Genomic DNA, 19,834 nt, shown 5'->3' with positions numbered 1-19,834 from the left:
TATGACGGATCAGGCAACGCGGCTGCGCCAAATGGTCTTCTCTGACGGGGAAGCGCCGCAGGCAGCGAGCACCTCATCTGCACAGGCAGCGGCTTGGGTGAACGTACGGGTCGTTGCGGTCACCAGCGGAAAGGGCGGCGTCGGCAAGACAAACATTGCCGTTAACCTTGCAATTGCCCTTCAGCGCAGGGGGCACCGCGTGCTCGTCATCGATGCCGATCTTGGGATGGCGAATGTCGATGTGCTCCTCGGCACTGCTTCGCGAAAACACCTGCTGGACCTTCTGCAGCCGGAGGTGGAACTCGACGATGTTATTGTTGAGACGCCGCATGGTATTCAGTATATATCAGGCGGATCGGGGATCGAGAAAGCGCTGGAGTACGATCACGCAGAAAAGCTCCTCCTCCAGCAGAAATTGACAGGCTGCGCGGCACGTGCCGATCTCATCCTTGTCGATACGGGCGCAGGGCTCGGACGGAACGTGATGGACTTCATCCTCGCAGCGGATGAGGTGCTGCTCGTAACGACCCCGGAGCCGACCTCACTGACGGATGCCTATGCCGTGATGAAAGCGTACAGCATTTATGCCGCGCAGAAGAATCTTCGCCTCATCATCAACCGCGTGTATGAGCAGAAGGAGAGCCGCGAGGTTGCATTCAAACTGCAGCGCGCCGCCGATAAGTTCCTGCATATGCAGGTGCCGTGCCTCGGGTATGTCTTTGAAGACACGGCAGTAACGAAAGCGGTGCGACAGCAGACACCGCTGATCAAGGCGGCACCGAATGCGGCCGCCGCACGCTGCATTGACGCCCTCGCAGAGGCGTTGATCACGGGGGATGAGATGTGCATCAAACGGGGTTGGAAAGGTTTTTTACAGCAAATTTTCAACTTTTCAGCGTAGCCAAGGAGGAAAATTCAGATGGCGGGCGAATTGGTACAGGCAAGGAGTATTTTAGCTATCGGGCAGAGGCTGGAAATATTCTTTGAGAACAGCGAGGAGGGGACCCAAGGCTACACGAGCCGCATAGAAGATATCACCGGGGATGAACTCGTTGTCGCCATGCCCGTGGATGAACGCCGCGTTCCTGTCATCCCGCGCGTCGGTGAGAACCTGTATGTACTCGCGGCCGGGGACGGGTGTCACTACCGATTTTTCAGCGTTCATCACAGTCACGGCCACTATGAAGGAAAGCTTCCCGTTCTGCATATCTCTATTCCCGAAGTCGCGGAGCGCTTCCAGAAACGAGGCCTTTTCCGCATTCGGGTGAACCTGATTGCCACCATCCGTCTTGTCGACGGACAGGGGCAGATCGCCGCGCCGCAGCGTGTGCCGATCGTGGATCTCAGCGGAAGCGGGATGGCATTCTCCTTTGCAAAGCCGGTGTCGCTGGACTCATATGTAGCGCTTGAAATCAACGATGTGCCGGGCATTGGGACGATCGAACTCATGTCACGGGTAAAGCGCTCAACGCGTATTGAACGTGAGGACGACCTGCCGATCTATCACATCGGCGTGCAATTTCAGGGGCTCTCACGCAGCCTGCGGGATCAGATCGTTCGCTACCTCTTCCAGGTACAGCGCAGTCAGGTGGAGCGCGTAAAAGATGACTGACAGCAGAAAGAAGACCATGGCAATGGGCGGCCGAGGCGATCCGCACGCACGCATGCGGATCGTTGTGGTCGGTTCCTCGACGGGAGGCCCCCAGGCGCTGCAAACCGTGATCACGAGTCTGCCGGAGGATTTTCCCTGTCCCGTCGTCGTCGTGCAGCATATGCCGCCCGGCTTTACCAATGCCCTGGCGGGACGCCTGCACTGCGTTTCGAAAGTCCGAGTACAGGAGGCGCGGGATGGGGATATACTCAAGCCGGGGTGCGTGTACATCGCGCCCGGAGATCGCCACCTGCGTGTCTTAAGTGAGTCCGGTGCACGGCGCATTGTGCTCAGTGATGAACCGCCGGTCGGCAATCATCGGCCCGCAGTTAATGTAATGTATGACTCTGTTGCGCATCTGGGGAAGGATGTCGTTGCCGTGATTCTCACAGGAATGGGGAATGACGGACGCGAAGGGATGCGCAAGATCAAAGCAAACGGCGGCTACTGCATTGCGCAGGATGAAGCAACCTGTGTTGTCTACGGGATGCCAAAATCCGTGATTGACGCAGGTCTGGCCGATGAGATATGCCCATTACCGCAGATCGCGCATGCGATTGAGGCGGCTGTGAGAAGATAGGAAGTAGGGGGAATATCAATGGATAACCAGTATATGGACATGTTCCTGGACGAGTCACATGAGCATCTTCAGTCTCTGAATGAAGGCCTGCTCCGCCTCGAGGAGAACATGGAGGAGGTCAGCGCCGTCAACGACATCTTCCGCAACGCGCACACGCTCAAGGGCATGTCCGCGACGATGGGATTTACCAAGATTGCGGAGCTGACGCATGAGATGGAGGATGTTCTGGACCTCGTCCGCAAAGAACAACTCAAACTCAATGAAGACATTATGGATACGCTGTTCAAATGCCTCGACTCTTTGGAGCAGATGGTAGACAGCGTCGGAAACGGCGAGGCGGAGGATGTCGTCGACGTTTCTGATCTCGTTGCAAAGCTCAGCTCGATCTCCAAGGGGACCCCTGCGCCTGCCGCAGCAGCACCGGCGGCCCCCGCATCTGCCGGGAGCAGCAGTGGAGCAGAGGTCGATCTCGGCTTTGACGAGATCGATCTCGATGTCATGAAAAAGGCAAAAGAAGCCGGCATGCATCTCTACCATGTCAAGGTTACACTGATGGAAACCTGCGTTCTCAAAGCAGCACGCTCGGTTATGGTCATGCATGCCCTCGATGAGGTCGGCGATGTCATCAAGAGCATCCCGTCTGCGGAGGATCTCGAGCAGGAGAAGTTCGAGCTCAGCTTTGATGTTGTTGTGGCGAGCTCCGACGATGCCGAGTCTGTGCAGAACGCTGTCGATACCGTCTCCGAAATTGAAGATATTGCGGTCGAGGAACTCGACCCCGATAAAATCGGCAAAGGCGGAGATGCTGCACCTGCGGCTGCACCCGCCGCTTCTGCAGCTGCCGCCCCAGCAAAGAAAGAGGGGGCAAAAAAGCCTGCGGCGGCGCCCGCCAAGAAGCAGCATCAAAGCCAGAGTGTTCGTGTCGATATCGAAAAACTCGATACACTGATGAACCTCATGGGCGAGCTCGTCATCAACAAGGTGCGTCTCGAGCAGATCGGCCAGACACACCGTATGAGCGATCTTATGGAGACCCTCGAGCAGATGGACCGCGTGACGGGCGATCTGCAGAACATTGTTATGAAGGTCCGCATGGTTCCGGTCAGCGCCGTATTCAATCGCTTCCCCCGCATGGTGCGCGATGTTTCCAAGGAACTGGGCAAGGAGATCAACCTGACGATCGAGGGCGAAGAAACCGAACTTGACCGTACTGTGATCGACGAGATCGGCGATCCGATCATGCATCTCCTGCGCAACTCCCTCGACCACGGTGTTGAGAGCCCTGATGCGCGTGAGGAAAAGGGCAAGCCGCGTACCGGTGAGGTGGGACTCATCGCGCGGCACGAGGGCAACAACGTTGTCATCATGATTACGGATGACGGTGCGGGTATTGATGCGAGCAAGATCCGCCGCAAGGCAGTTGAAAAGGGAATGATCTCTCAGGAGGAAGCGGACCGCCTCGATGATGCAGATGCCGTCCGCCTCATCTTCCTGCCCGGCTTCTCGACGGCAGAGAAGATCACCGATATCTCCGGCCGCGGCGTCGGCATGGACGTTGTGCGTAGCAAGATCGAAGCACTTTCGGGACATGTCGATGTCGAGACGCATATTGATGAAGGCTCCATCTTTAAGATTAAGCTGCCGCTGACACTCGCGATCATTCAGGCGATGCTCGTGCAGGTGCAGGACGAGATGTATGCCATCCCGCTCGGATCGATCGACAGCACGATCAACATCGAGCCGACGGATATTCAGACCGTCCAGAACAAAGAGGTCATTGTCCTGCGCGGTGAGATTATCCCAATCATCCGCATGGAGGAAGCCCTCCAGGTGCCCCATACGAAGGACTCGGACGAGCTCTTCGTGGTCGTCGTCCACGCGGGCGAGGCGAAGGCCGGCATCGTCGTAGACAATCTGATCGGCCAGCAGGAAATCGTCATCAAGACACTCGGCAACCTCTTTGCCGGACTCAAGCTCTTCGGCGGAGCAACGGTGCTCGGCGACGGGAAGGTCGCGCTGATTCTTGATGTTGCAACGATGATACAGCAGTAAGCAGGGGAGGGCAAATAAGATGGCAGAGGATATGAATCAGGGGAATGTGCCGCAGAACTCGCAGTATGTGGCATTCAATCTTCGTGACGAGGAATATGGCGTCAGCATTCTGAATGTGCAGGAGATCCGCAATCTGACGGACATCACGCGCGTTCCGTTTGCGGCAGACTTTATCAAGGGCGTTATCAATCTGCGCGGCTCGGTTCTCCCCGTAATCGATCTCAAGAAGCGTCTTGGACTCGCGGAGACACCGTACACAGAACGCACGCGCATTGTTACGGTGGCGGTTGATGATGTACATGTCGGCATGCTGGTCGATGCGGTGACCGAGGTGCTCAGCCTCGAGAACGAGCCGGTGGATACGAAGAAAGCAACGAATGCACGTGAAAGCAGCCGGTTCCTCAGCGGGATCGGCAATATCAACGGAAGATTGATCGTTCTCCTTAATCTGGAGGAGATTGTCGGACTTCCGAAGGAAGTGAAATAAAAATACTTCACCATACGAGGTAGGGTCAATGGCAGTAGATGATGATCTGACAGAGCTGTCAGAGATGCAGCTGGACGTGCTGCAGGAGATTGGAAATGTCGGTGCGGGAAACTCCGCGACGGCGCTTTCCCGTCTCATTCAGCGCCGCATCGAGATGAATGTGCCGCAGGTAGCGCTCGTTCCAATTGAAGATGTCCCGGAATTTGTCGGCGGACCGGAATTGGTCGTCGTCGGTATTTTCCTGCGCGTTTATGGGAAAGCGCCAAGCAACATCCTCTTTCTTATTCCGCGTGAGAGTGCTTTTGCGCTTGTAGATACACTGCTCGGGCGCGAGCGCGGCGAAACGACAGAGCTGGACGCGATGGATGAATCGGCATTGATGGAAATCGGCAATATTCTTGCCGGATCCTATTTGAATGCATTCTATACGTTCACCGGAATGAGCATGCTGCCGTCGATCCCCGCGCTTGCCGTGGATATGGCCGGCGCCATTCTCAATGTCGTTTTGGTTCAGCTCGGTGAGATGGGCGATCATGCATTGCTTATCGAGACGAATTTTATAGCAGAGGACCGAAGCATCAGCGGACATTTCTTCCTTGTCCCTGATCCGGGCTCACTGGGCAGCATTATGAATGCGGTAGGAGTTGGATGATATGCCGGATTTGATCAAAGTCGGTATGGCCGACTACAAAGTCGGCGCAGCTCCGTCCACATTGATCAGTTATGGATTGGGCTCGTGCATCGGACTTTCTCTCTATGATCCCCAAGCGAAGGTCGGCGGACTGCTTCACTATATGCTGCCGGACAGCAAGCAGGCGCGCCCTTCGGATACCCCTGCAAAATTCATTGACACCGGTTTTCCGCTCATGCTTGCGGATGTCTTGAAACTCGGCGCGGTGAAATCCCGCCTTGTGGCAAAGATTGCGGGCGGCGCGCAGATGTTTGCGTTCTCGAACTCGACGAGCGTTATGCGCGTCGGCGAGCGTAATGCGGAGGCGGCGAAGACACTGCTCGCGCAGCATGGGATTCGTCTGATTGCAGAGGATACCGGCCTCAATTACGGCCGCACGGTTTCCATTGATCTCAACGACGGCGCGTATACGGTAAAAACTGTCAGCAAAGGGGATAAAAAGATCTAGGGCAGGTGACGATTTTGTTTAAACTGGGAATGGCGCTCGTATTCGCCGTTATTGCGGCGATTGTCGTATTCCTTACCGGGCTTTTCAATGATGCCCGGCTTGCTACGGCATCTCTTCGGAGCCTCGTTGCCTTCCTCTGCGCCGGCACATTCACCTATCTTGTGACGTTTATTCTCGAGGCGAAGGGCTGGGCTGCATTCGACAAAGAGCCGGAAGAGCGTATGCGGGATATGCAGACGCAGGTCTACCATGCGGATGATATTGACTTTGACGCAGCGGAGGATGGGAAGGATGAGGAGGCCGCAGAGGCCTTCGCAGAACCGGCAAGCTTTAAGCCGCTTTCGGAGAATTCGCTCGTGCATATGACGGCGCCGCCCGCTGAGGAGCAGCCGACCGATGGAGAGGAAGCGCCTGCACCTGCATAAGAAGTGCGCGGACGGCTGAGAGGAGATGATGCAGATGACGGAGCAGACGGCAGAGGATATTGACATGCTGTGGCGTGCCTACGAGACCGAAAAGACCGTTGCCGTGCGCAACCGCATCGCAGAGCATTATCTTCCCCTCGTACGGCTGGTCGCCGGTCGAATTGCCATCAGCCTCCCGCAGCATGTTGATCGGGAGGATCTCCTCAGCAGCGGCTTTTTCGGACTGTTGGACGCGATTGAGCGCTATGAGCTTGCCCGCGGCAATAAGTTTGAGACGTATGCCGGTGTGCGTGTGCGCGGAGCCATGCTGGATCATCTGCGCGCGAAAGATTGGATCCCCGTCAGCGTGCGTCAGAACATCAAAAAGTATGAGAAGGCTGTCGCACATCTCGAGGGAGAACTCGGGCGCACGGCGACGGATGAGGAGCTCGCTGAGGAACTTGATCTCACAATCGAGGGCCTGCATCATCTGGAGGGGCAGGTCAGTGCAGCCACGGTCATTCCGCTTGAAGAATACCTGCGCACGGACTCTCCTACATCGCTGGAGGACGGCCCTGTCGAGCACGCGGAGTGGACTGAGGTCAAGGAGACGCTCGCAGCGGCGATTGAGAAGCTTCCGGAGAAGGAACGTACAGTTATTACGCTGTACTATTATGACGAGATGACGCTCAAGGAGATCGCTGCGATTCTGCATCTCTCAGAGGCACGTATCTCGCAGCTGCATACGAAGGCGATTTTCCGCATGCGGGGATCGCTGGCACGTGTGAATGATGAAGAGTAGTGCGCATGAACCCCTGCGGGAAATAGTTGTAATAAAAGCGCAATTTTGATGGAGCGAGAGTGGTATTATGGAGCGTACCGTTGGGAGCAAAAGCGAAGGATTTCAGCTTGTCATTCGATCGGATGGCAGCTATCTCACCGTTTATCCGCAAGAGGTCGGCAGCCCGGGCGTCGAAATCGGGAGCCTCAAGGAGAAAATGAAAGAAGCGGGAGTCACGGATTTTGACGCCCTGCAGCTGGCGCGCCTTGTGCGCGCAGCCGATGGCGTCGAAACGAAACTTGATCCTGCGCTGGGAGACGGGGAGGAGAATACCGTCATTCCCGTCAGTGTTGAGATCCCGCCTGATGCGATGACGGCGGCCGTGCGCTTTGACGAGAAGAACGGCAATCTTCCGCCGAGCGTCTCCGATGTGATTGACGCGCTTACTGCGAAGAAGGTTGTTTACGGAATCGACCGCGCGGCAGTTGAGCGCGGACTTGCGGATCTGTCGCCCTTCATAGCTGCGCGCGGCACTGCCCCCGAGGCGGGAGAAGATGCACGCATCGAGAAGAAATTTGATATGGGCGTCAAGGGGCGCCCCGCTGCCCAGGCCCATGACCGCGTAGACTATAAGGATATGAATATCTTTATTCGGGCGCACGTCGGCGACGTACTTGCCGTGCGTGTTCCCGAGACTCCGGGAACGCCCGGAAAGAACGTATTCGGCGAGGAGATTGCTCCAAAACCTGGAAAACCGGCAGCACTGCCGCAGGGCAAGAATACGAAAATCGTGAATACGAACGAACTCGTTGCGGTGATTGACGGACAGATTGTGGACGACGGCAAAAAAATCGGCGTCGATCCGCATCTTGTCATCGACAGCAGTGTCGATGTCGGGACCGGAAATATTGACTTTGCCGGCAGCATCGAGATCCAAGGCGATGTCGAGAGCGGATTTTCAGTCAAGGCGGCCGGAGATGTTGAAATCAAAGGGATGGTTGGCGGTGCGGAGATCGAGGGCCGCAATGTCATCATACACGGCGGCATTCGCGGAATGAATACCGGTAAAATTCGTGCACGCGAGGATGTGAGTGCCTCTTTCGTCGAGAATGCGAACGTTGCGGCCGGACGCGACATTTTTATCAACGACGTTGTCCTCCACTCAGAGATGCGCGCAGGCCATCACGTCCTCGTTGAGGGCCGCCGCGGCATTATTACGGGCGGTACCGTCAGTGCCGGAGAGTCCATTCGTGCGAAGGTTTTCGGCAACACATTTTATGTACAGACCAATCTGAATGTCGGAATCGATCCCAACTTAAAGCATCAGCACGATACGCTCCTGCAGGATTATCAGACGGCAAACAAGCAGCTCACAGAGATTCAGCGCGCACTCGAAATCCTAAAGAAGCAGCCGCTCATGAGCCTGCCCGAGAAGCGGCGGGAGCAGCTGGTCAAGATGACGCATCTGCAGTTCCCTCTTGCAAACAAAATCAAAGAGATGCAGGAACAGCTCGAACAGCTGAATAATGAGCTTGAAGAAATGAAGCACGGCACGATCGCGGCTTCGGATACCGTCTATCCAGGAGTCAATGCTACCATCAACGGGGTAAAGAAGGCCATTGGAGAGGAGCTCCACCACGCTAAACTTCGGATGGTCGACGGCGAAATCGTTGTAGGCATCCTGTAGACAAGGAGGCAGACCCATGAATGTCACGCCAATCAGCATGCAGATGATGTTCCCCCAATCAAATGAGGCGGGAAATATTCAAAGCAACATGCAGAACCAGGTCAACATCCAGCAGAGTTTCGAATCCATTCGTCAAAAAGAGGATGCGGAGCTCGCGCGCCAGCAAGTACGCGCAAAGGAAGAGGCAAGCGCGGATGTGCGTGTGAAGGATGATCCGGAGCGCGAGCGGCGGCAGGGCGGCGGACAGGAAGATCAGGGCAAAGGAGCGCGCGGGGAAGATCACGGCGCCGAACTCCTTCAGCGTCTTGCGGCCGATCCAAACCGCGGCGTACATCTCGATATCAGTTTTTGAATTGGATAAGGGAGGCGTCCTGTTATTATCTCCATTACCGAAGTCCTGGGTGTACTCATCATCCTCGGCGCAGTCTTGCTGCTCATCGTTCGCTATATCATTCATCGGCGGCAGCACAGCGAGGAGGAAGACGAGGATCTCGCGGCATCCATTGAGAGGCTGAAAAAGGAACTCCAACAGTCGGCGGATACGATCATCAAGAGGCTTGGCAGTCATGTAACTAAACTGGAGGGCCTTCTGAGCGAGGCAGATGATCGGCGCGTACGTCTTGAGACGCGCGTCGCGGACGCACAGCGGCTCGAGTGGGCACTGCGGCAGCGGATTGAGGAACTGGAGCGGCATCTGCGTGATCTCGGTCATGCGTCGCCCCCCTCGGCTCCTCCTGCGGTGAATGCGCCGCAGCAGTCATCTCCGCCGCAGGCTGCGGCATATGCAGAGCAGACGCGGCGCATGGATGGGGATGAATTTGCAGCTGTCCTTCACGCCTCCATTCTGCGGGAACAAACGCGATCCGGCGTGCATGGACGCATGCCGCAAACAGTATCTCCACAAACACAAACGGCAGCGGTACAGCCAAATCTGTCTGCAGCTCCCGTTTCCCGCCGTGATGCCGAACCGGTTTTGCGCCAGGAAGCGCCTGCACCGATATCCGTACAGACAACGGCTCCTCCTCCCGTTGCCGAAGACGCGGAGCCGCCGGCGCGTGAGGACGAGTCGATTATCAAGGCCCGCGCACTCTTGCGCGCGGGACGTACGATTGAGCAGGTAGCACGCGAGACCGGCGTGGAGATGGGAGCCCTTCGACTCATGAAGCAGATGACGCAGAGGGATTGACAAAAAATGAAAAGATCGGTATAATACCACGTATTCGGGACGTAGCTCAGCTTGGTAGAGCGCTTCCTTGGGGTGGAAGAGGTCGTGAGTTCAAATCTCGTCGTTCCGACCATTTGCATAGAGCTATAAGGCTTTTGGGGTATTCAGTGTTGCGTACTGAATGCCTCACTTTTTTTGTCTGCCTAGCTGTAGCTACTCCCTGAAATTAGGACTATTTACCTGATAAGGCGTTCATGCTGTTGCGTGCCTGAATCATGGTTTCGTCCGAAAGTTTATCGGTGTGACAATACACATCCAGCAGGGTTGTGATGTCGCTGTGTCCTGTGATGTGTCTCAGGGTTTCGGGATTCACGCCCGCCGCATAGAGGTGATAGGCGAAATAGTGTCGCCCTGAATGCGGGGTGATGTCTTTCGGCAGATCAGCGTCATAGCACCAATACTTGAACACCTTGCCCCTGAACACCTGCGGATGTGTATATTCGTCTGCGTCACGTTTGGGAATGACAACATTCTTTCCCTTACCCTCGTTCGTCCGATAGCGTTTCAGCATAGTATAGAGGTCGTCGCCTATGGGAATGCTGCGCCTCCCTGCTTTTGTCTTTGGCGAATCCTTTAGGTATGCTTTGCCTGAACCGTTCTCAACGCTCCACGTCTTAGACACATGAATTAGGCGCTCTTTCATGTCGATATCCTCCCATGTGAGAGCAAGCATTTCCCCTAGGCGCAAGCCTGCAAGGAAGAGGAGAGGGATGGCAATCCATAGCCGATGCCCTTCACTTGCTTTCATGAGTCGCTTGAACTCCTCCATGCTGGGGGCTCGCTTTTTGTTCGGCTCCACCTTTGGCAATTTAACCGCCTTACAGGGGTTAACAGGGATAAGTTGATCAGATGCGGCAAGCGCCATGATGGAGGATAGGAGGCACTTTGTCGCCTTGATGGTCTCCATGCTGTAGGGGTGGTCTGCCATAGCGTTTACGAATCCCTGCACCTGTGAACGGGTGATTGCCGCTAGTGGCTGTTCCCCGAATGCGGGCAGGAGCTGCACACGATAGAGGCACGCGCTCTTGGAATGGGTTGTCTTTGCCACGGTGCGGCTTTTGTCATTCATGTACTTGTCGCCATATTCCTTAAAGGCGATGCTCTCGCCCTTCATGGCGGGTTGTGTCTGGATGGCGGGAAGCCCCTGCAATACCTCCTTCATGGCTTCCTGTAACTGCTCTTTTGTCATTGTGATTGTGTCGCTCATTATGTAACGCTCCTTTGCATAGAAGCACTACACATTAACGCTTTCATGATAGCGCAATGTATAGCACCTGTAAATAGACACAAAAAAAGAGCCTCCCGATTCCTCGGGAAGCCCTAACCGGCTGCCTCTCTATCCTCCGTGATGTTCTCGAGCGCCAAATAGCGTGTTTGTTGAAAAGCAGGGATGATGTCGCATCAGAACCCCTCTTCCTTGTCTCGTATTCCGTTATTACGCACACGAGAGTGCCCCTAAAACTGTTCTTAGGTGCTTTGATATAGTTTTATATATCCCACATACCTAAACAAGGAAACAGAATAGGTTTTTGACATTAAGTGGACAAAACACTTTGCAAAAAATACTTCTCTCCTTAGAGTCTCTGCGGGAAGAAGGTTTCTGTATTTCGCCTCTTATCCCTTTAAAGAGCGTTTATAAGTTAACTTATAAGTATATATAATATTATATATAAGAGTTGACACTACTACCTTTAACCCTTTATACCTCTATGGCTATGCTCTTCTCTTTAACTCCTCTTTTGTTCACCCCCTATGAAGCAAATCAACTTCACCATGCAAGCCCTAAGAACTCAGCACTATTTACCCTCTCAGGAAGACCAAGCATAAGCCATGAATGATTAACCAAAGAATCAGAGCATAGTTCCCACTTATTCTTGTGAGTGCTGAACCTATAGTTCTCCCTGACATAGTTAAACCACCCAAAGTCAATCGGAAAGCGAACTGTGGTCTTTCGATTCGATAGATAGGGCTTCACGAGCACCTGCTTAAATCCTCCCATGCTATTACTGCTCCACCAATTCTGAAAGAATGCCCCGCTTAGAGAGGCAGCAGAAGAATAGAGTAAGAAATGCACATGCAAATCAGATTTACACCTTTTTGATTCAGACCAATCAGAAAGTACAAGGAAGAGTTTCCAATGCAGCTCTTTTCGCGTTGCAAAGCGTTTCCATGTTTTAACCATCCCTCGCACCTTAGAAAGCAGAAGGGCATGAGAGATTTCCTTACTGCCTCCTTTATTGAGAGAGGCATGGAGTTTGAGAGTCCCTGCTATAAAACCCTCTTTTCTTCTCTGCTTTTTGTTAGTCTTGTTGCCATACATGAAATCATTCCTCCTGTCAAGTGACTTTTTCTCTTCTTCTTGTGTACCGCCTACGGAAGCCTTGCGACTATATGACTCACAGAATTTTAGAAAAGTGTTTTTCTCCTGACTTGTGTACCACTAAAAACAGAGAATAGAAAAATATCTATAAAGCCAGTAATGACAAGCCTTTAGCTATTAGTTAAATGTTCCGTTTTCTCCACAAATATAATATCCTGATAAAAGAAAAAGCCCCTTGACAAATGTCAAAAGGCTTTGTTGCGTGTTTTTGTCTATGTGATTACCTCGAAACAGATAGGGCTTTAGGATTCCTTCAGCCACTTATAGATGACGGGGCGGGAGACTCCGCAGCGTTCAGCCAGTTTCGTTGCTGTGATCTGTCTCGTCTGATACTGTTCTCGCCATTCTTGCCACTCTTTGGGCTTCTCTGTTTTTTGTCTGCCTTTGTATTTTCCCTGTTCCTTTGCTATCGCTATTCCCTCCTTTTGTCTTTGCAGCATAAGTGTGCGCTCGAACTCTGCCATACCTGCTATAACCGTCAACATCATGCGCCCCTGCGGTGTGGAGGTGTCAAGGGATTCTTTTCGGCTTATGACGGTCACTCCCTTATCTTGCAAGGTCTGCACGATGTCCAATAGGTCGCGCGTGCTGCGGGCAAGCCGTGAGAACTCAGACACAAGGACGGTATCACCTGCGCGTACGAACTCTATCATTTCCTGCAAGGCGGGGCGGTTTGTGTCTTTGCCGCTCAGTTTGTCAAGAAAGAGCTTTTCCGCTCCTGCCTCTGTCAAGTCCCTTGTTTGTCTTTCCTCGTGCTGCTCCACGGTGGATACTCTCACATAGCCAACTTTCATTCTGCCATTCCTCCTCATGGTGTGTGTCTGTGACCGGATGGCATAAGTATAGCATAGTGTAAAAATAGAATCAATAACTTTATAGACATTTGTAAATAAATGTAAAAAAGGACTTTGCTTAACACGGTTCATACACTGCCTGAAGATGTAATGTTAGACTATGGTTTAAATTTACATGCAGGGGAAAGACATAAAATAAAAAACCTACACGATGTGACAATCAAGCCGCACAGTGTAGGCGTACAGTTTTAGAGTAGGGTCTTTTTAATTTGCTCTATAAAATCCATATCTAGAAAATAATCGTGTAGCATATTCTTATTGTCTATAATCCGTAAGACAATCTTACTGCTAGGAAGTCTGAAGAATCCCTTTAAGTTACCGCCGAGGGATGAAGGTATCATAAAGGCATCGGTCGTATATTCTAAGCCTGTATCTCTTTTGTGGTCTTTATCAGGAAGTTCAATGGTTCTGAAATCCGATAATAAAATTACTTGTTTAATATCTACGGGAGGTTTTTTATTGAACTGTAAAAGGGATATATCTCCAAAGTAAAATTCATTTTCTTGATAATATACACTGAACTGAACAACAAGTGGATAATTGTGGGGAACGACTATAGCACCTGTAGCAGTCTTTTGCAAGAGGAATCCACCATCAATAGGATTATCTAACGTCTGCTCTGCATATGTAGGAGCAACAGGAGCGGCTAGCACCATAGAACAAAGAGAAATATAGACCCATAGACACATAACACCTAGTCGTTTTAGCATATCTCATAACTCCCCTCAAGCCAATCTAATATCTTCCTAATTCTACCACGTTCCCCCTTTGATGTATAGTCTTAGGTATGTTCTGCATTCCGAAAATAAAAGGATTTGTTGTCTTCACCTGCGCCAGCAGGCGGGTACGGGCAGAGAGTGCTGCACGGGGGAATCAGCTGCCCATAATAATATATATACCCGCTCGAAAATATTTTGCAAAAATTAGCTTTTATAAAGAACTTGCGGAAAGTGTGTATATCTGTTATGATAAAGACACAAAGAGAAGAACCCCTATAAGGCGGCTACTTCTTCACAGAAAGACGGGAATAACCGCTTACCGTGTCAAAGTAGGGCGGTTATTTCTTTTTTATGCTGATGATGTAGCCAGTGACGAGAACTAAAACAAAAACGAACTCGTAATAACTCATATCGCATCACCTCCCGCTTATAGAGTCGGAGAGGTGAAGAAGTAGCCGCCTATGCCTATAGGGGTTCGTCTGCATTATACAGGGGATTTTTTGAAAGCGCAAGTATGTAAGATTATCAACGCTTTCCAAGATCATCAAAACGAGTGTTTGATGACCTTAGAAAAAGTTGTTAATGTGTAGCGTTCCTATTGTTTGAATTTGGGCCCCGAGCCTTTTGAGTTGCTTGGGGTGGAAGAGGTCGTGAGTTCAAATCTCGTCGTTCCGACCATTTTTCAGCATAGGGACCTCCGCGCAGCGTGCGCGGGGGTTTTTCAGTATAGGACTATGTTAAGAAAATGCTGATAAATTCGGAACGCCACATTAGAGAGAATTCTGATCTGTACTGCTGCATTGGAAAGGTGGGGCCTTATGGATTTCATTGTAGATATCGGCGCTTTGCAGGTACTGCTCCTTACCGTGATGTTTCTCTCCGTGATGGTGGAGATCAAAACGGGCGGTATGGGCATCGGCGTCCTGCTGGGCATCGTTGCGGCGGGGGTGTTCTGGGGCAGCCAATATACGCGTGGACTGGTAGAACTCTATCATATTGCGGTCTTTCTTGCCGGCGTATTGATGATCATTGTGGAGATCCTGCTCCCGACGGTAGGCCTGCTTGCGGGACTTGGCGTTGCGGCGATGCTTTACAGCATCGTGCTCGCACTCGGCGGCGATATCGGCGCGCTGGCTGCACTCGGCATAGCGCTCATCATCTCCGTTGCCGCGTTTATGCTGATCGTATCACGCCTTCCGTCGAGCAAGCTGTGGAATAAGATGGTGCTCCGCACAAGCTCCCGTGAAGAAGCGGGCTATGTCAGTGCCGCACAGCAGTCTGAGCTGGTCGGAAAGACCGGAGAGGTGCTCACGGAACTGCGTCCCTCGGGGACGGTGCGGATCGATGGCCGTCCCGTGGATGTGATCTCCGAGGGCGCGTTTATACAGAAGGGAGCGCAGGTTGTCGTTCTGTCCGTGAACGGGAGCCGCATTGTCGTGCGCGAGGCATAGCACACACATATGGAACGGATCATGTAAGGAGGTACTTATGGGTACACTGTTTGGAGGAGCTTTCCTCATTGTCATCGTCATTCTGGCCATATCGATTTTTCTGCACTTTGTGCCGCTTGGGCTGTGGGTATCCGCGATCTCGGCAAACGTTTCGGTCAGTATTGTCTCACTGATCGGCATGCGGCTGCGCCGCGTCCCTCCCAGCCGCATTGTACTGCCGTTGATCAAGGCAAACAAAGCCGGCCTTGATGTGAGCGTGAATCAGCTTGAGGCGCATTATCTCGCGGGCGGCAACGTGGACAAGGTAGTCGACGCGCTGATCGCGTCGCATCGTGCCCAGATCGCGCTGCCGTTTGAACGTGCGGCTGCGATCGACCTCGCGGGCCGCGATGTGTTGGATGCCGTGCAGATGAGCGTTAATCCGAAGGTCATCGAGACGCCGATCGTCTCTGCCGTCGCAGCAAACGGCATCGAGCTGAAAATCAAAGCGCGTGTTACGGTGCGTGCAAACATTGACCGCCTCGTCGGCGGTGCAGGCGAGCCGACGATCATCGCGCGTGTTGGCGAGGGTATTGTCACGACGGTAGGTTCCTCGGAGAACCATAAAGATGTGCTCGCCAACCCGGACGATATTTCCAAGACCGTTCTCGGAAAGGGACTCGATGCGGGAACCGCGTTTGAGATTCTTTCGATTGATATTGCGGATGTTGATGTCGGGCGCAACATCGGCGCCGAGCTCCAGACCGACCAGGCTGAGGCGGATAAGCGCATCGCTCAGGCAAAGGCAGAGGAGCGCCGCGCGATGGCGGTTGCCCGCGAGCAGGAGATGAAGGCGTATACGCAGGAGATGGAGGCAAAGGTCGTCGAGGCGCAGTCAGAGGTTCCGCACGCGATGGCGCAGGCGCTGCGTGAAGGCAAGCTCGGCGTAATGGATTACTATCAGCTCAGCAACATCCAGTCGGATACGGATATGCGCCAGGCGATCAGCTCCGCAGGCAAGCACGATGAGAAGCATCCAACTCCTCCGGTAAAGTGAGGCCGCTGGAATGGAATACCTCGTCATCGTCGCAATAGTGGTCATCATTTCACTCTTGGATGACCGCCTGCGCGGCAAGAAAAAAGTCCCTCCGCCGACCGTTCCGCAGGAGATTCCGCGGCCGAAGAAACGCAGGGAGAAGAGCGGAACCTTTGAGATCCCGCCGATGCGCGGCATTCCCGGGGACGTGCAGGTATCTGCCGATATGGAGGTACTGCATGAGCAGGAGCTCCGTGCACAGTGGGAAGAAGCACGCAGGGAGACCGAGCGGCAGAGACGTCTGCTTCAGCGCCGGCACGAAGAACGGCCCGTACAGGAAGAGCAGCCCGCGATGATGCCTGCAGCCCCGCGTACGACAGCTGCCCTCTTGCCGCAGCTGACACCGGATACGATGAAGCAGGCGATTGTGCTCTCTGAAGTGCTCGGCCGTCCGCGTGCGCTGCGCAGATTTCCGCGGCGGTAAAAGGAATAAAAAAGCGAGGCTTTCCCTAAGGGGGAAGCCTCGCTTTGCTGTGTGCTTATTTGATTTGATTCAGCAGGTCCGCAATCTCTGCGGCGCTGCGATCGCCGTCCGTGCAGCTGATGATGGGCTGCGCGCCGAGCATGACTGTTCGCCCGTCGGCGTACGCGGCGGAGGCAGCGTGTCCGTTTTTGTAGGCCGCGGCGAGATTGCCCATTACGAAGTAGGCCCGTTCGGCTGAGCTCATGCTGCTGATAGGAGCGGGTGTCAAGAGTTCCTTTTTGTTCACGTAGACGACGCCGTCCTGCACGGTAACCTTTCCGCCGCTCATCTCCGTGAGCTTCTTTGCATAGTTGTCACGGCGCGAAGAGTTCGACGGGTGGTCAGCCGCGCCTGCCATGATGGAAAATACGTTGGCAGAGTTGTTGCCTCCGAGATCAATGACTCTCTGCCAGACGGCGGCGGTTGCTCCCGGGTTGTAGGGCGAACGCGAGATGTACTCGAACGCGAGGTTGTCCGCCTCCCACTCCATCGGCTTGGTGAGGCCCTGGCCGTTCCAGATGTTCGCGGCAATTGCACCGAGTACCGTTCCCGTCGCACTCGCGAGCACGGCGGGACCCAGTGATTTTTTCATGCCCTTGGCGGGATGATCCTTCTGTCCGTGTCCCATCTCATGCGCGAGCACGACGGCGATCTCATCCTCGTTCGTCAGATAGCTGTACAGACCCACATTGACGCTCATATTGTGACCGAGCGTGCAGAAGGCATTGAAGCTGTCCTCTTTATTGATGAAATAATTGTAGGGACGATCGTAAATTGACGCGTCCATGGAGCCGATTGCCGCCGTGAGATTGGTAAAGATGCGGTCGAGCTGTGTGTTGAGATCATAGCGGTAATAGACGCCGTATTTTTCTTGGAGCTGCTTGAAAAGCTCTTGTCGGCCTTCTTCCGTTGTGTTATAGTATTTGATCTGCTTGTTCATCTCGGACGCCGCAACTGCGCCGCCGATGATTGCGCCGATGATGCTGCCGGTACTTGCCTCGGCGACGGCGGGCACCGCGGCAGTGCCGGCTGTCATCGATACGGAGAGTGCGAGCGCAATGCCGATGCGCATCCATTTCTTTTTCTTCATGTCTTCCTCCTCATCCTATGAACCTGTGAGCATATTATACACGAAATAATATGCGTTCGTCTATGGCAGAGAGATTATAAAGTGGCCGCGAAAATAAAGAAAATCCTTCCCATGCAGGAGGCTGGACAAATGCACAGAATTCTTGACACTGCAGGGAAAAAACATTAAAATAGATAGAAGTATTTATAAAGAAATTTGAACTATAAGAACGAGGAGGTGGCTGTTATCATTACTGAAATAATAATGGTAATTATTGCTCTCGCCGTCGGCGCTGCGGCCGGTTATATAGGACGCAGGAGCACGGCGGAGGCTCAGATAGGATCAGCCGAGAACGAAGCAAAGCGCATTGTCGAAGAGGCCGGAAAGGCGGCGGAGACAAAGCAGAAGGAAGTCCTTCTGGAGGCGAAGGAAGAGATTCAGCGCCAACGGCAGGAGTTTGAGCGCGATACGAAAGAACGCCGCAGCGAGCTGCAGCGTCTTGAGCGCCGCACGATTCAGAAGGAGGAAAACCTCGACCGCAAGCTTGAGTCCATCGAGAAGAAAGAGGAAGGGCTTGCACGCAAGGAAGCCCGCATCGATAAGACGCAGGCTGAGGTAGAGGCACTCTATGAGAACCAGAGACAGGAGCTTGAACGCATCTCCGGTCTTTCGTCGGAGGAGGCTCGTACGATCCTCATGGCCGAGGCGGAGGATGAGCTGAAGATCGAGAAGGCCCGAAAGATCAAGGAGTACATCCAGCAGACGAAAGATGAGGCCGACAAGGCGGCGCGCGAGATTCTGAGCGTTGCCATACAGCGTTGTGCAGCTGATCATGTGGCAGAGACAACGGTCTCGGTTGTTGCCCTGCCGAACGATGAGATGAAGGGCCGCATCATCGGACGCGAGGGACGCAATATCCGCACGCTCGAGACGCTGACGGGCATTGATCTCATCATTGACGATACGCCGGAAGCGGTCATCCTTTCGGGGTTCGATCCTGTGCGCCGCGAGATTGCGCGCATTGCACTTGAGAAGCTGATCCAGGACGGGCGCATCCATCCCGCACGCATCGAAGAGATGATCGAGAAGGCGCGCCGCGAGGTCGATCAGCGGATTAAGGAAGCGGGGGAACAGGCGACGTTCGAGACGGGCGTTCACGGCATCCATCCGGAGCTGGTTCGTCTGCTCGGACGCATGCGCTACCGTACGAGTTATGGGCAGAATGTGCTTGCGCACTCGATCGAGGTGGCACATCTGGCCGGGCTGATGGCGGCAGAGCTCGAATGTGATGTCATGCTCGCCAAACGCGGCGGCCTGTTGCACGATATCGGCAAGGCGGTCAGCCACGAGGTCGAGGGGCCGCATGTGACGGTCGGCGCCGAGCTTGCGCGCAAATACCGTGAGTCAAAGGAAGTCATCAACATCATCGCATCGCATCATGGCGACGAAGAGGCAACGACGGTCGAAGCTGTGCTCGTTGCAGCTGCAGATGCTGTGTCGGCGGCGCGTCCGGGCGCACGGCGCGAGAGCCTGGAGTCCTACATCAAGCGGCTCAAAGCACTCGAGGCCATTGCAGAATCCTTTGACGGGGTCGAGCGCTGCTTTGCCATCCAGGCAGGCCGTGAGATCCGCGTGATGGTCAAACCGGATAAGGTGGATGATGCGGGCGCGGCAGTGCTCGTTCATGATATTGTGAAGAAGATTGAGGGCGATCTCGAATATCCGGGGCAGATAAAGGCCACGGTGATTCGCGAGACGCGCGTTGTGGACTACGCGAAGTAAAAAGAGCCGAGGGGGGCGGCCCCCGATACAATGGA

The 19,834-nt window shown here is 53.8% G+C and carries 21 protein-coding genes and 1 tRNA gene; 17 read left to right on the top strand and 5 right to left on the bottom strand.

All coding sequences use genetic code 11. The features are described 5' to 3' along the window. Position 1: 1 nt before the first annotated feature. The 13 genes from HMPREF7545_RS05055 (at position 2) to HMPREF7545_RS04995 (ending at position 10,079) form a co-directional block, all read left to right on the top strand. Positions 2-901, top strand: coding sequence for a MinD/ParA family protein (locus HMPREF7545_RS05055; protein ID WP_006694615.1), 900 nt, complete (start codon positions 2-4; stop codon positions 899-901). Between the two features lie 18 nt (positions 902-919). Beyond that, a complete protein-coding gene (locus HMPREF7545_RS05050; RefSeq protein WP_006694614.1) occupies positions 920-1,612 on the top strand; it encodes a flagellar brake protein in 693 nt (230 codons plus the stop codon). Continuing rightward, positions 1,605-2,231 (top strand): CheB methylesterase domain-containing protein, encoded by a 627-nt coding sequence (locus HMPREF7545_RS05045; RefSeq protein ID WP_006694613.1) that lies wholly within the window; start codon positions 1,605-1,607, stop codon positions 2,229-2,231. Before HMPREF7545_RS05050 ends, HMPREF7545_RS05045 begins: the two co-directional genes overlap by 8 nt. A gap of 18 nt (positions 2,232-2,249) precedes the next feature. Beyond that, positions 2,250-4,283 (top strand): chemotaxis protein CheA, encoded by a 2,034-nt coding sequence (locus tag HMPREF7545_RS05040; protein WP_006694612.1) that lies wholly within the window; start codon positions 2,250-2,252, stop codon positions 4,281-4,283. Positions 4,284-4,302: 19 nt separating this feature from the next. Continuing rightward, complete coding sequence (locus tag HMPREF7545_RS05035; RefSeq protein ID WP_006694611.1) at positions 4,303-4,770, top strand: chemotaxis protein CheW; 468 nt, start codon at positions 4,303-4,305, stop codon at positions 4,768-4,770. Between the two features lie 28 nt (positions 4,771-4,798). Continuing rightward, the gene (locus HMPREF7545_RS05030) at positions 4,799-5,422 is read left to right on the top strand and encodes a chemotaxis protein CheC (protein WP_006694610.1); all 624 of its coding nucleotides are present in this window, start codon (positions 4,799-4,801) and stop codon (positions 5,420-5,422) included. A 1-nt stretch (position 5,423) separates the two neighbouring features. Further along, entirely contained in the window at positions 5,424-5,909 is a 486-nt protein-coding gene (locus HMPREF7545_RS05025) for a chemotaxis protein CheD (RefSeq protein ID WP_006694609.1), read from the top strand. 14 nt (positions 5,910-5,923) lie between these two features. Further along, entirely contained in the window at positions 5,924-6,334 is a 411-nt protein-coding gene (locus tag HMPREF7545_RS05020) for a hypothetical protein (protein WP_040571225.1), read from the top strand. 25 nt (positions 6,335-6,359) lie between these two features. Beyond that, complete coding sequence (locus HMPREF7545_RS05015; protein WP_006694607.1) at positions 6,360-7,115, top strand: FliA/WhiG family RNA polymerase sigma factor; 756 nt, start codon at positions 6,360-6,362, stop codon at positions 7,113-7,115. A 67-nt stretch (positions 7,116-7,182) separates the two neighbouring features. Then, the gene (locus tag HMPREF7545_RS05010; RefSeq protein WP_006694606.1) at positions 7,183-8,781 is read left to right on the top strand and encodes a FapA family protein; all 1,599 of its coding nucleotides are present in this window, start codon (positions 7,183-7,185) and stop codon (positions 8,779-8,781) included. A gap of 16 nt (positions 8,782-8,797) precedes the next feature. Next, positions 8,798-9,133: a hypothetical protein gene (locus HMPREF7545_RS05005; protein ID WP_006694605.1), complete on the top strand. Its 336-nt coding sequence runs from the start codon at positions 8,798-8,800 to the stop codon at positions 9,131-9,133. A 75-nt stretch (positions 9,134-9,208) separates the two neighbouring features. Further along, positions 9,209-9,967 carry a hypothetical protein gene (locus HMPREF7545_RS05000; RefSeq protein ID WP_006694604.1) on the top strand — a complete coding sequence of 253 codons (759 nt, stop codon included), beginning with the start codon at positions 9,209-9,211 and terminating at the stop codon, positions 9,965-9,967. A 35-nt stretch (positions 9,968-10,002) separates the two neighbouring features. Next, positions 10,003-10,079, top strand: a tRNA-Pro gene (locus HMPREF7545_RS04995). 99 nt (positions 10,080-10,178) lie between these two features. Here the strand turns inward: HMPREF7545_RS04995 and HMPREF7545_RS04990 are convergent. The 4 genes from HMPREF7545_RS04990 to HMPREF7545_RS04975 form a co-directional block, all read right to left on the bottom strand. Beyond that, positions 10,179-11,213: a tyrosine-type recombinase/integrase gene (locus HMPREF7545_RS04990; RefSeq protein WP_006694603.1), complete on the bottom strand. Its 1,035-nt coding sequence runs from the start codon at positions 11,211-11,213 to the stop codon at positions 10,179-10,181. Between the two features lie 561 nt (positions 11,214-11,774). Next, positions 11,775-12,326, bottom strand: coding sequence for a hypothetical protein (locus tag HMPREF7545_RS04985; protein WP_006694602.1), 552 nt, complete (start codon positions 12,324-12,326; stop codon positions 11,775-11,777). Positions 12,327-12,628: 302 nt separating this feature from the next. Then, entirely contained in the window at positions 12,629-13,180 is a 552-nt protein-coding gene (locus tag HMPREF7545_RS04980) for a recombinase family protein (RefSeq protein WP_006695778.1), read from the bottom strand. A gap of 248 nt (positions 13,181-13,428) precedes the next feature. After that, positions 13,429-13,950, bottom strand: coding sequence for a hypothetical protein (locus tag HMPREF7545_RS04975; protein ID WP_006695777.1), 522 nt, complete (start codon positions 13,948-13,950; stop codon positions 13,429-13,431). A gap of 827 nt (positions 13,951-14,777) precedes the next feature. Here HMPREF7545_RS04975 and HMPREF7545_RS04970 point away from each other — a divergent pair. From HMPREF7545_RS04970 to HMPREF7545_RS04960, 3 genes are read left to right on the top strand one after another with little or no spacing between them, the layout of a single operon-like run. Then, positions 14,778-15,410 carry an NfeD family protein gene (locus HMPREF7545_RS04970; RefSeq protein ID WP_006694599.1) on the top strand — a complete coding sequence of 211 codons (633 nt, stop codon included), beginning with the start codon at positions 14,778-14,780 and terminating at the stop codon, positions 15,408-15,410. Between the two features lie 37 nt (positions 15,411-15,447). Beyond that, positions 15,448-16,446 (top strand): flotillin-like protein FloA, encoded by a 999-nt coding sequence (gene floA, locus HMPREF7545_RS04965; RefSeq protein ID WP_006694598.1) that lies wholly within the window; start codon positions 15,448-15,450, stop codon positions 16,444-16,446. A 10-nt stretch (positions 16,447-16,456) separates the two neighbouring features. Next, positions 16,457-16,909, top strand: coding sequence for a hypothetical protein (locus tag HMPREF7545_RS04960; protein WP_006694597.1), 453 nt, complete (start codon positions 16,457-16,459; stop codon positions 16,907-16,909). A gap of 55 nt (positions 16,910-16,964) precedes the next feature. On the opposite strand, the gene HMPREF7545_RS04955 is transcribed toward HMPREF7545_RS04960, so the two are convergent. Further along, positions 16,965-18,038 (bottom strand): M48 family metallopeptidase, encoded by a 1,074-nt coding sequence (locus HMPREF7545_RS04955; RefSeq protein WP_006694596.1) that lies wholly within the window; start codon positions 18,036-18,038, stop codon positions 16,965-16,967. A 243-nt stretch (positions 18,039-18,281) separates the two neighbouring features. On the opposite strand from HMPREF7545_RS04955, the gene rny reads away from it, so the two are divergent. Then, positions 18,282-19,799 (top strand): ribonuclease Y, encoded by a 1,518-nt coding sequence (rny, locus tag HMPREF7545_RS04950; protein WP_311194558.1) that lies wholly within the window; start codon positions 18,282-18,284, stop codon positions 19,797-19,799. Positions 19,800-19,834: the final 35 nt, after the last annotated feature.

The sequence above is a fragment of the Centipeda noxia ATCC 43541 genome (assembly GCF_000160555.1).
In the GTDB taxonomy this organism is placed as follows: domain Bacteria; phylum Bacillota; class Negativicutes; order Selenomonadales; family Selenomonadaceae; genus Centipeda; species Centipeda noxia.
Note: the sequence above shows the minus strand (reverse complement) of the source record. Positions and strands in the feature narration are given on the sequence as shown.

What these genes read in the sequence shown, in the direction of transcription:
- rny (WP_311194558.1), top strand. Translation starts at nt 18,282, where the DNA reads ATGGTAATTATTGCTCTCGCCGTCGGCGCTGCGGCCGGTTATATAGGA.
- HMPREF7545_RS05025 (WP_006694609.1), top strand. Translation starts at nt 5,424, where the DNA reads ATGCCGGATTTGATCAAAGTCGGTATGGCCGACTACAAAGTCGGCGCA.
- HMPREF7545_RS05055 (WP_006694615.1), top strand. Translation starts at nt 2, where the DNA reads ATGACGGATCAGGCAACGCGGCTGCGCCAAATGGTCTTCTCTGACGGG.
- HMPREF7545_RS04970 (WP_006694599.1), top strand. Translation starts at nt 14,778, where the DNA reads ATGGATTTCATTGTAGATATCGGCGCTTTGCAGGTACTGCTCCTTACC.
- HMPREF7545_RS05040 (WP_006694612.1), top strand. Translation starts at nt 2,250, where the DNA reads ATGGATAACCAGTATATGGACATGTTCCTGGACGAGTCACATGAGCAT.
- HMPREF7545_RS05010 (WP_006694606.1), top strand. Translation starts at nt 7,183, where the DNA reads ATGGAGCGTACCGTTGGGAGCAAAAGCGAAGGATTTCAGCTTGTCATT.
- floA (WP_006694598.1), top strand. Translation starts at nt 15,448, where the DNA reads ATGGGTACACTGTTTGGAGGAGCTTTCCTCATTGTCATCGTCATTCTG.
- HMPREF7545_RS04985 (WP_006694602.1), bottom strand. Translation starts at nt 12,326, where the DNA reads ATGTATGGCAACAAGACTAACAAAAAGCAGAGAAGAAAAGAGGGTTTT.
- HMPREF7545_RS04990 (WP_006694603.1), bottom strand. Translation starts at nt 11,213, where the DNA reads ATGAGCGACACAATCACAATGACAAAAGAGCAGTTACAGGAAGCCATG.
- HMPREF7545_RS05035 (WP_006694611.1), top strand. Translation starts at nt 4,303, where the DNA reads ATGGCAGAGGATATGAATCAGGGGAATGTGCCGCAGAACTCGCAGTAT.
- HMPREF7545_RS05005 (WP_006694605.1), top strand. Translation starts at nt 8,798, where the DNA reads ATGAATGTCACGCCAATCAGCATGCAGATGATGTTCCCCCAATCAAAT.
- HMPREF7545_RS04975 (WP_006695777.1), bottom strand. Translation starts at nt 13,950, where the DNA reads ATGCTAAAACGACTAGGTGTTATGTGTCTATGGGTCTATATTTCTCTT.
- HMPREF7545_RS04980 (WP_006695778.1), bottom strand. Translation starts at nt 13,180, where the DNA reads ATGAAAGTTGGCTATGTGAGAGTATCCACCGTGGAGCAGCACGAGGAA.
- HMPREF7545_RS05050 (WP_006694614.1), top strand. Translation starts at nt 920, where the DNA reads ATGGCGGGCGAATTGGTACAGGCAAGGAGTATTTTAGCTATCGGGCAG.
- HMPREF7545_RS05045 (WP_006694613.1), top strand. Translation starts at nt 1,605, where the DNA reads ATGACTGACAGCAGAAAGAAGACCATGGCAATGGGCGGCCGAGGCGAT.
- HMPREF7545_RS05030 (WP_006694610.1), top strand. Translation starts at nt 4,799, where the DNA reads ATGGCAGTAGATGATGATCTGACAGAGCTGTCAGAGATGCAGCTGGAC.
- HMPREF7545_RS04955 (WP_006694596.1), bottom strand. Translation starts at nt 18,038, where the DNA reads ATGAAGAAAAAGAAATGGATGCGCATCGGCATTGCGCTCGCACTCTCC.
- HMPREF7545_RS05015 (WP_006694607.1), top strand. Translation starts at nt 6,360, where the DNA reads ATGATGCAGATGACGGAGCAGACGGCAGAGGATATTGACATGCTGTGG.
- HMPREF7545_RS04960 (WP_006694597.1), top strand. Translation starts at nt 16,457, where the DNA reads ATGGAATACCTCGTCATCGTCGCAATAGTGGTCATCATTTCACTCTTG.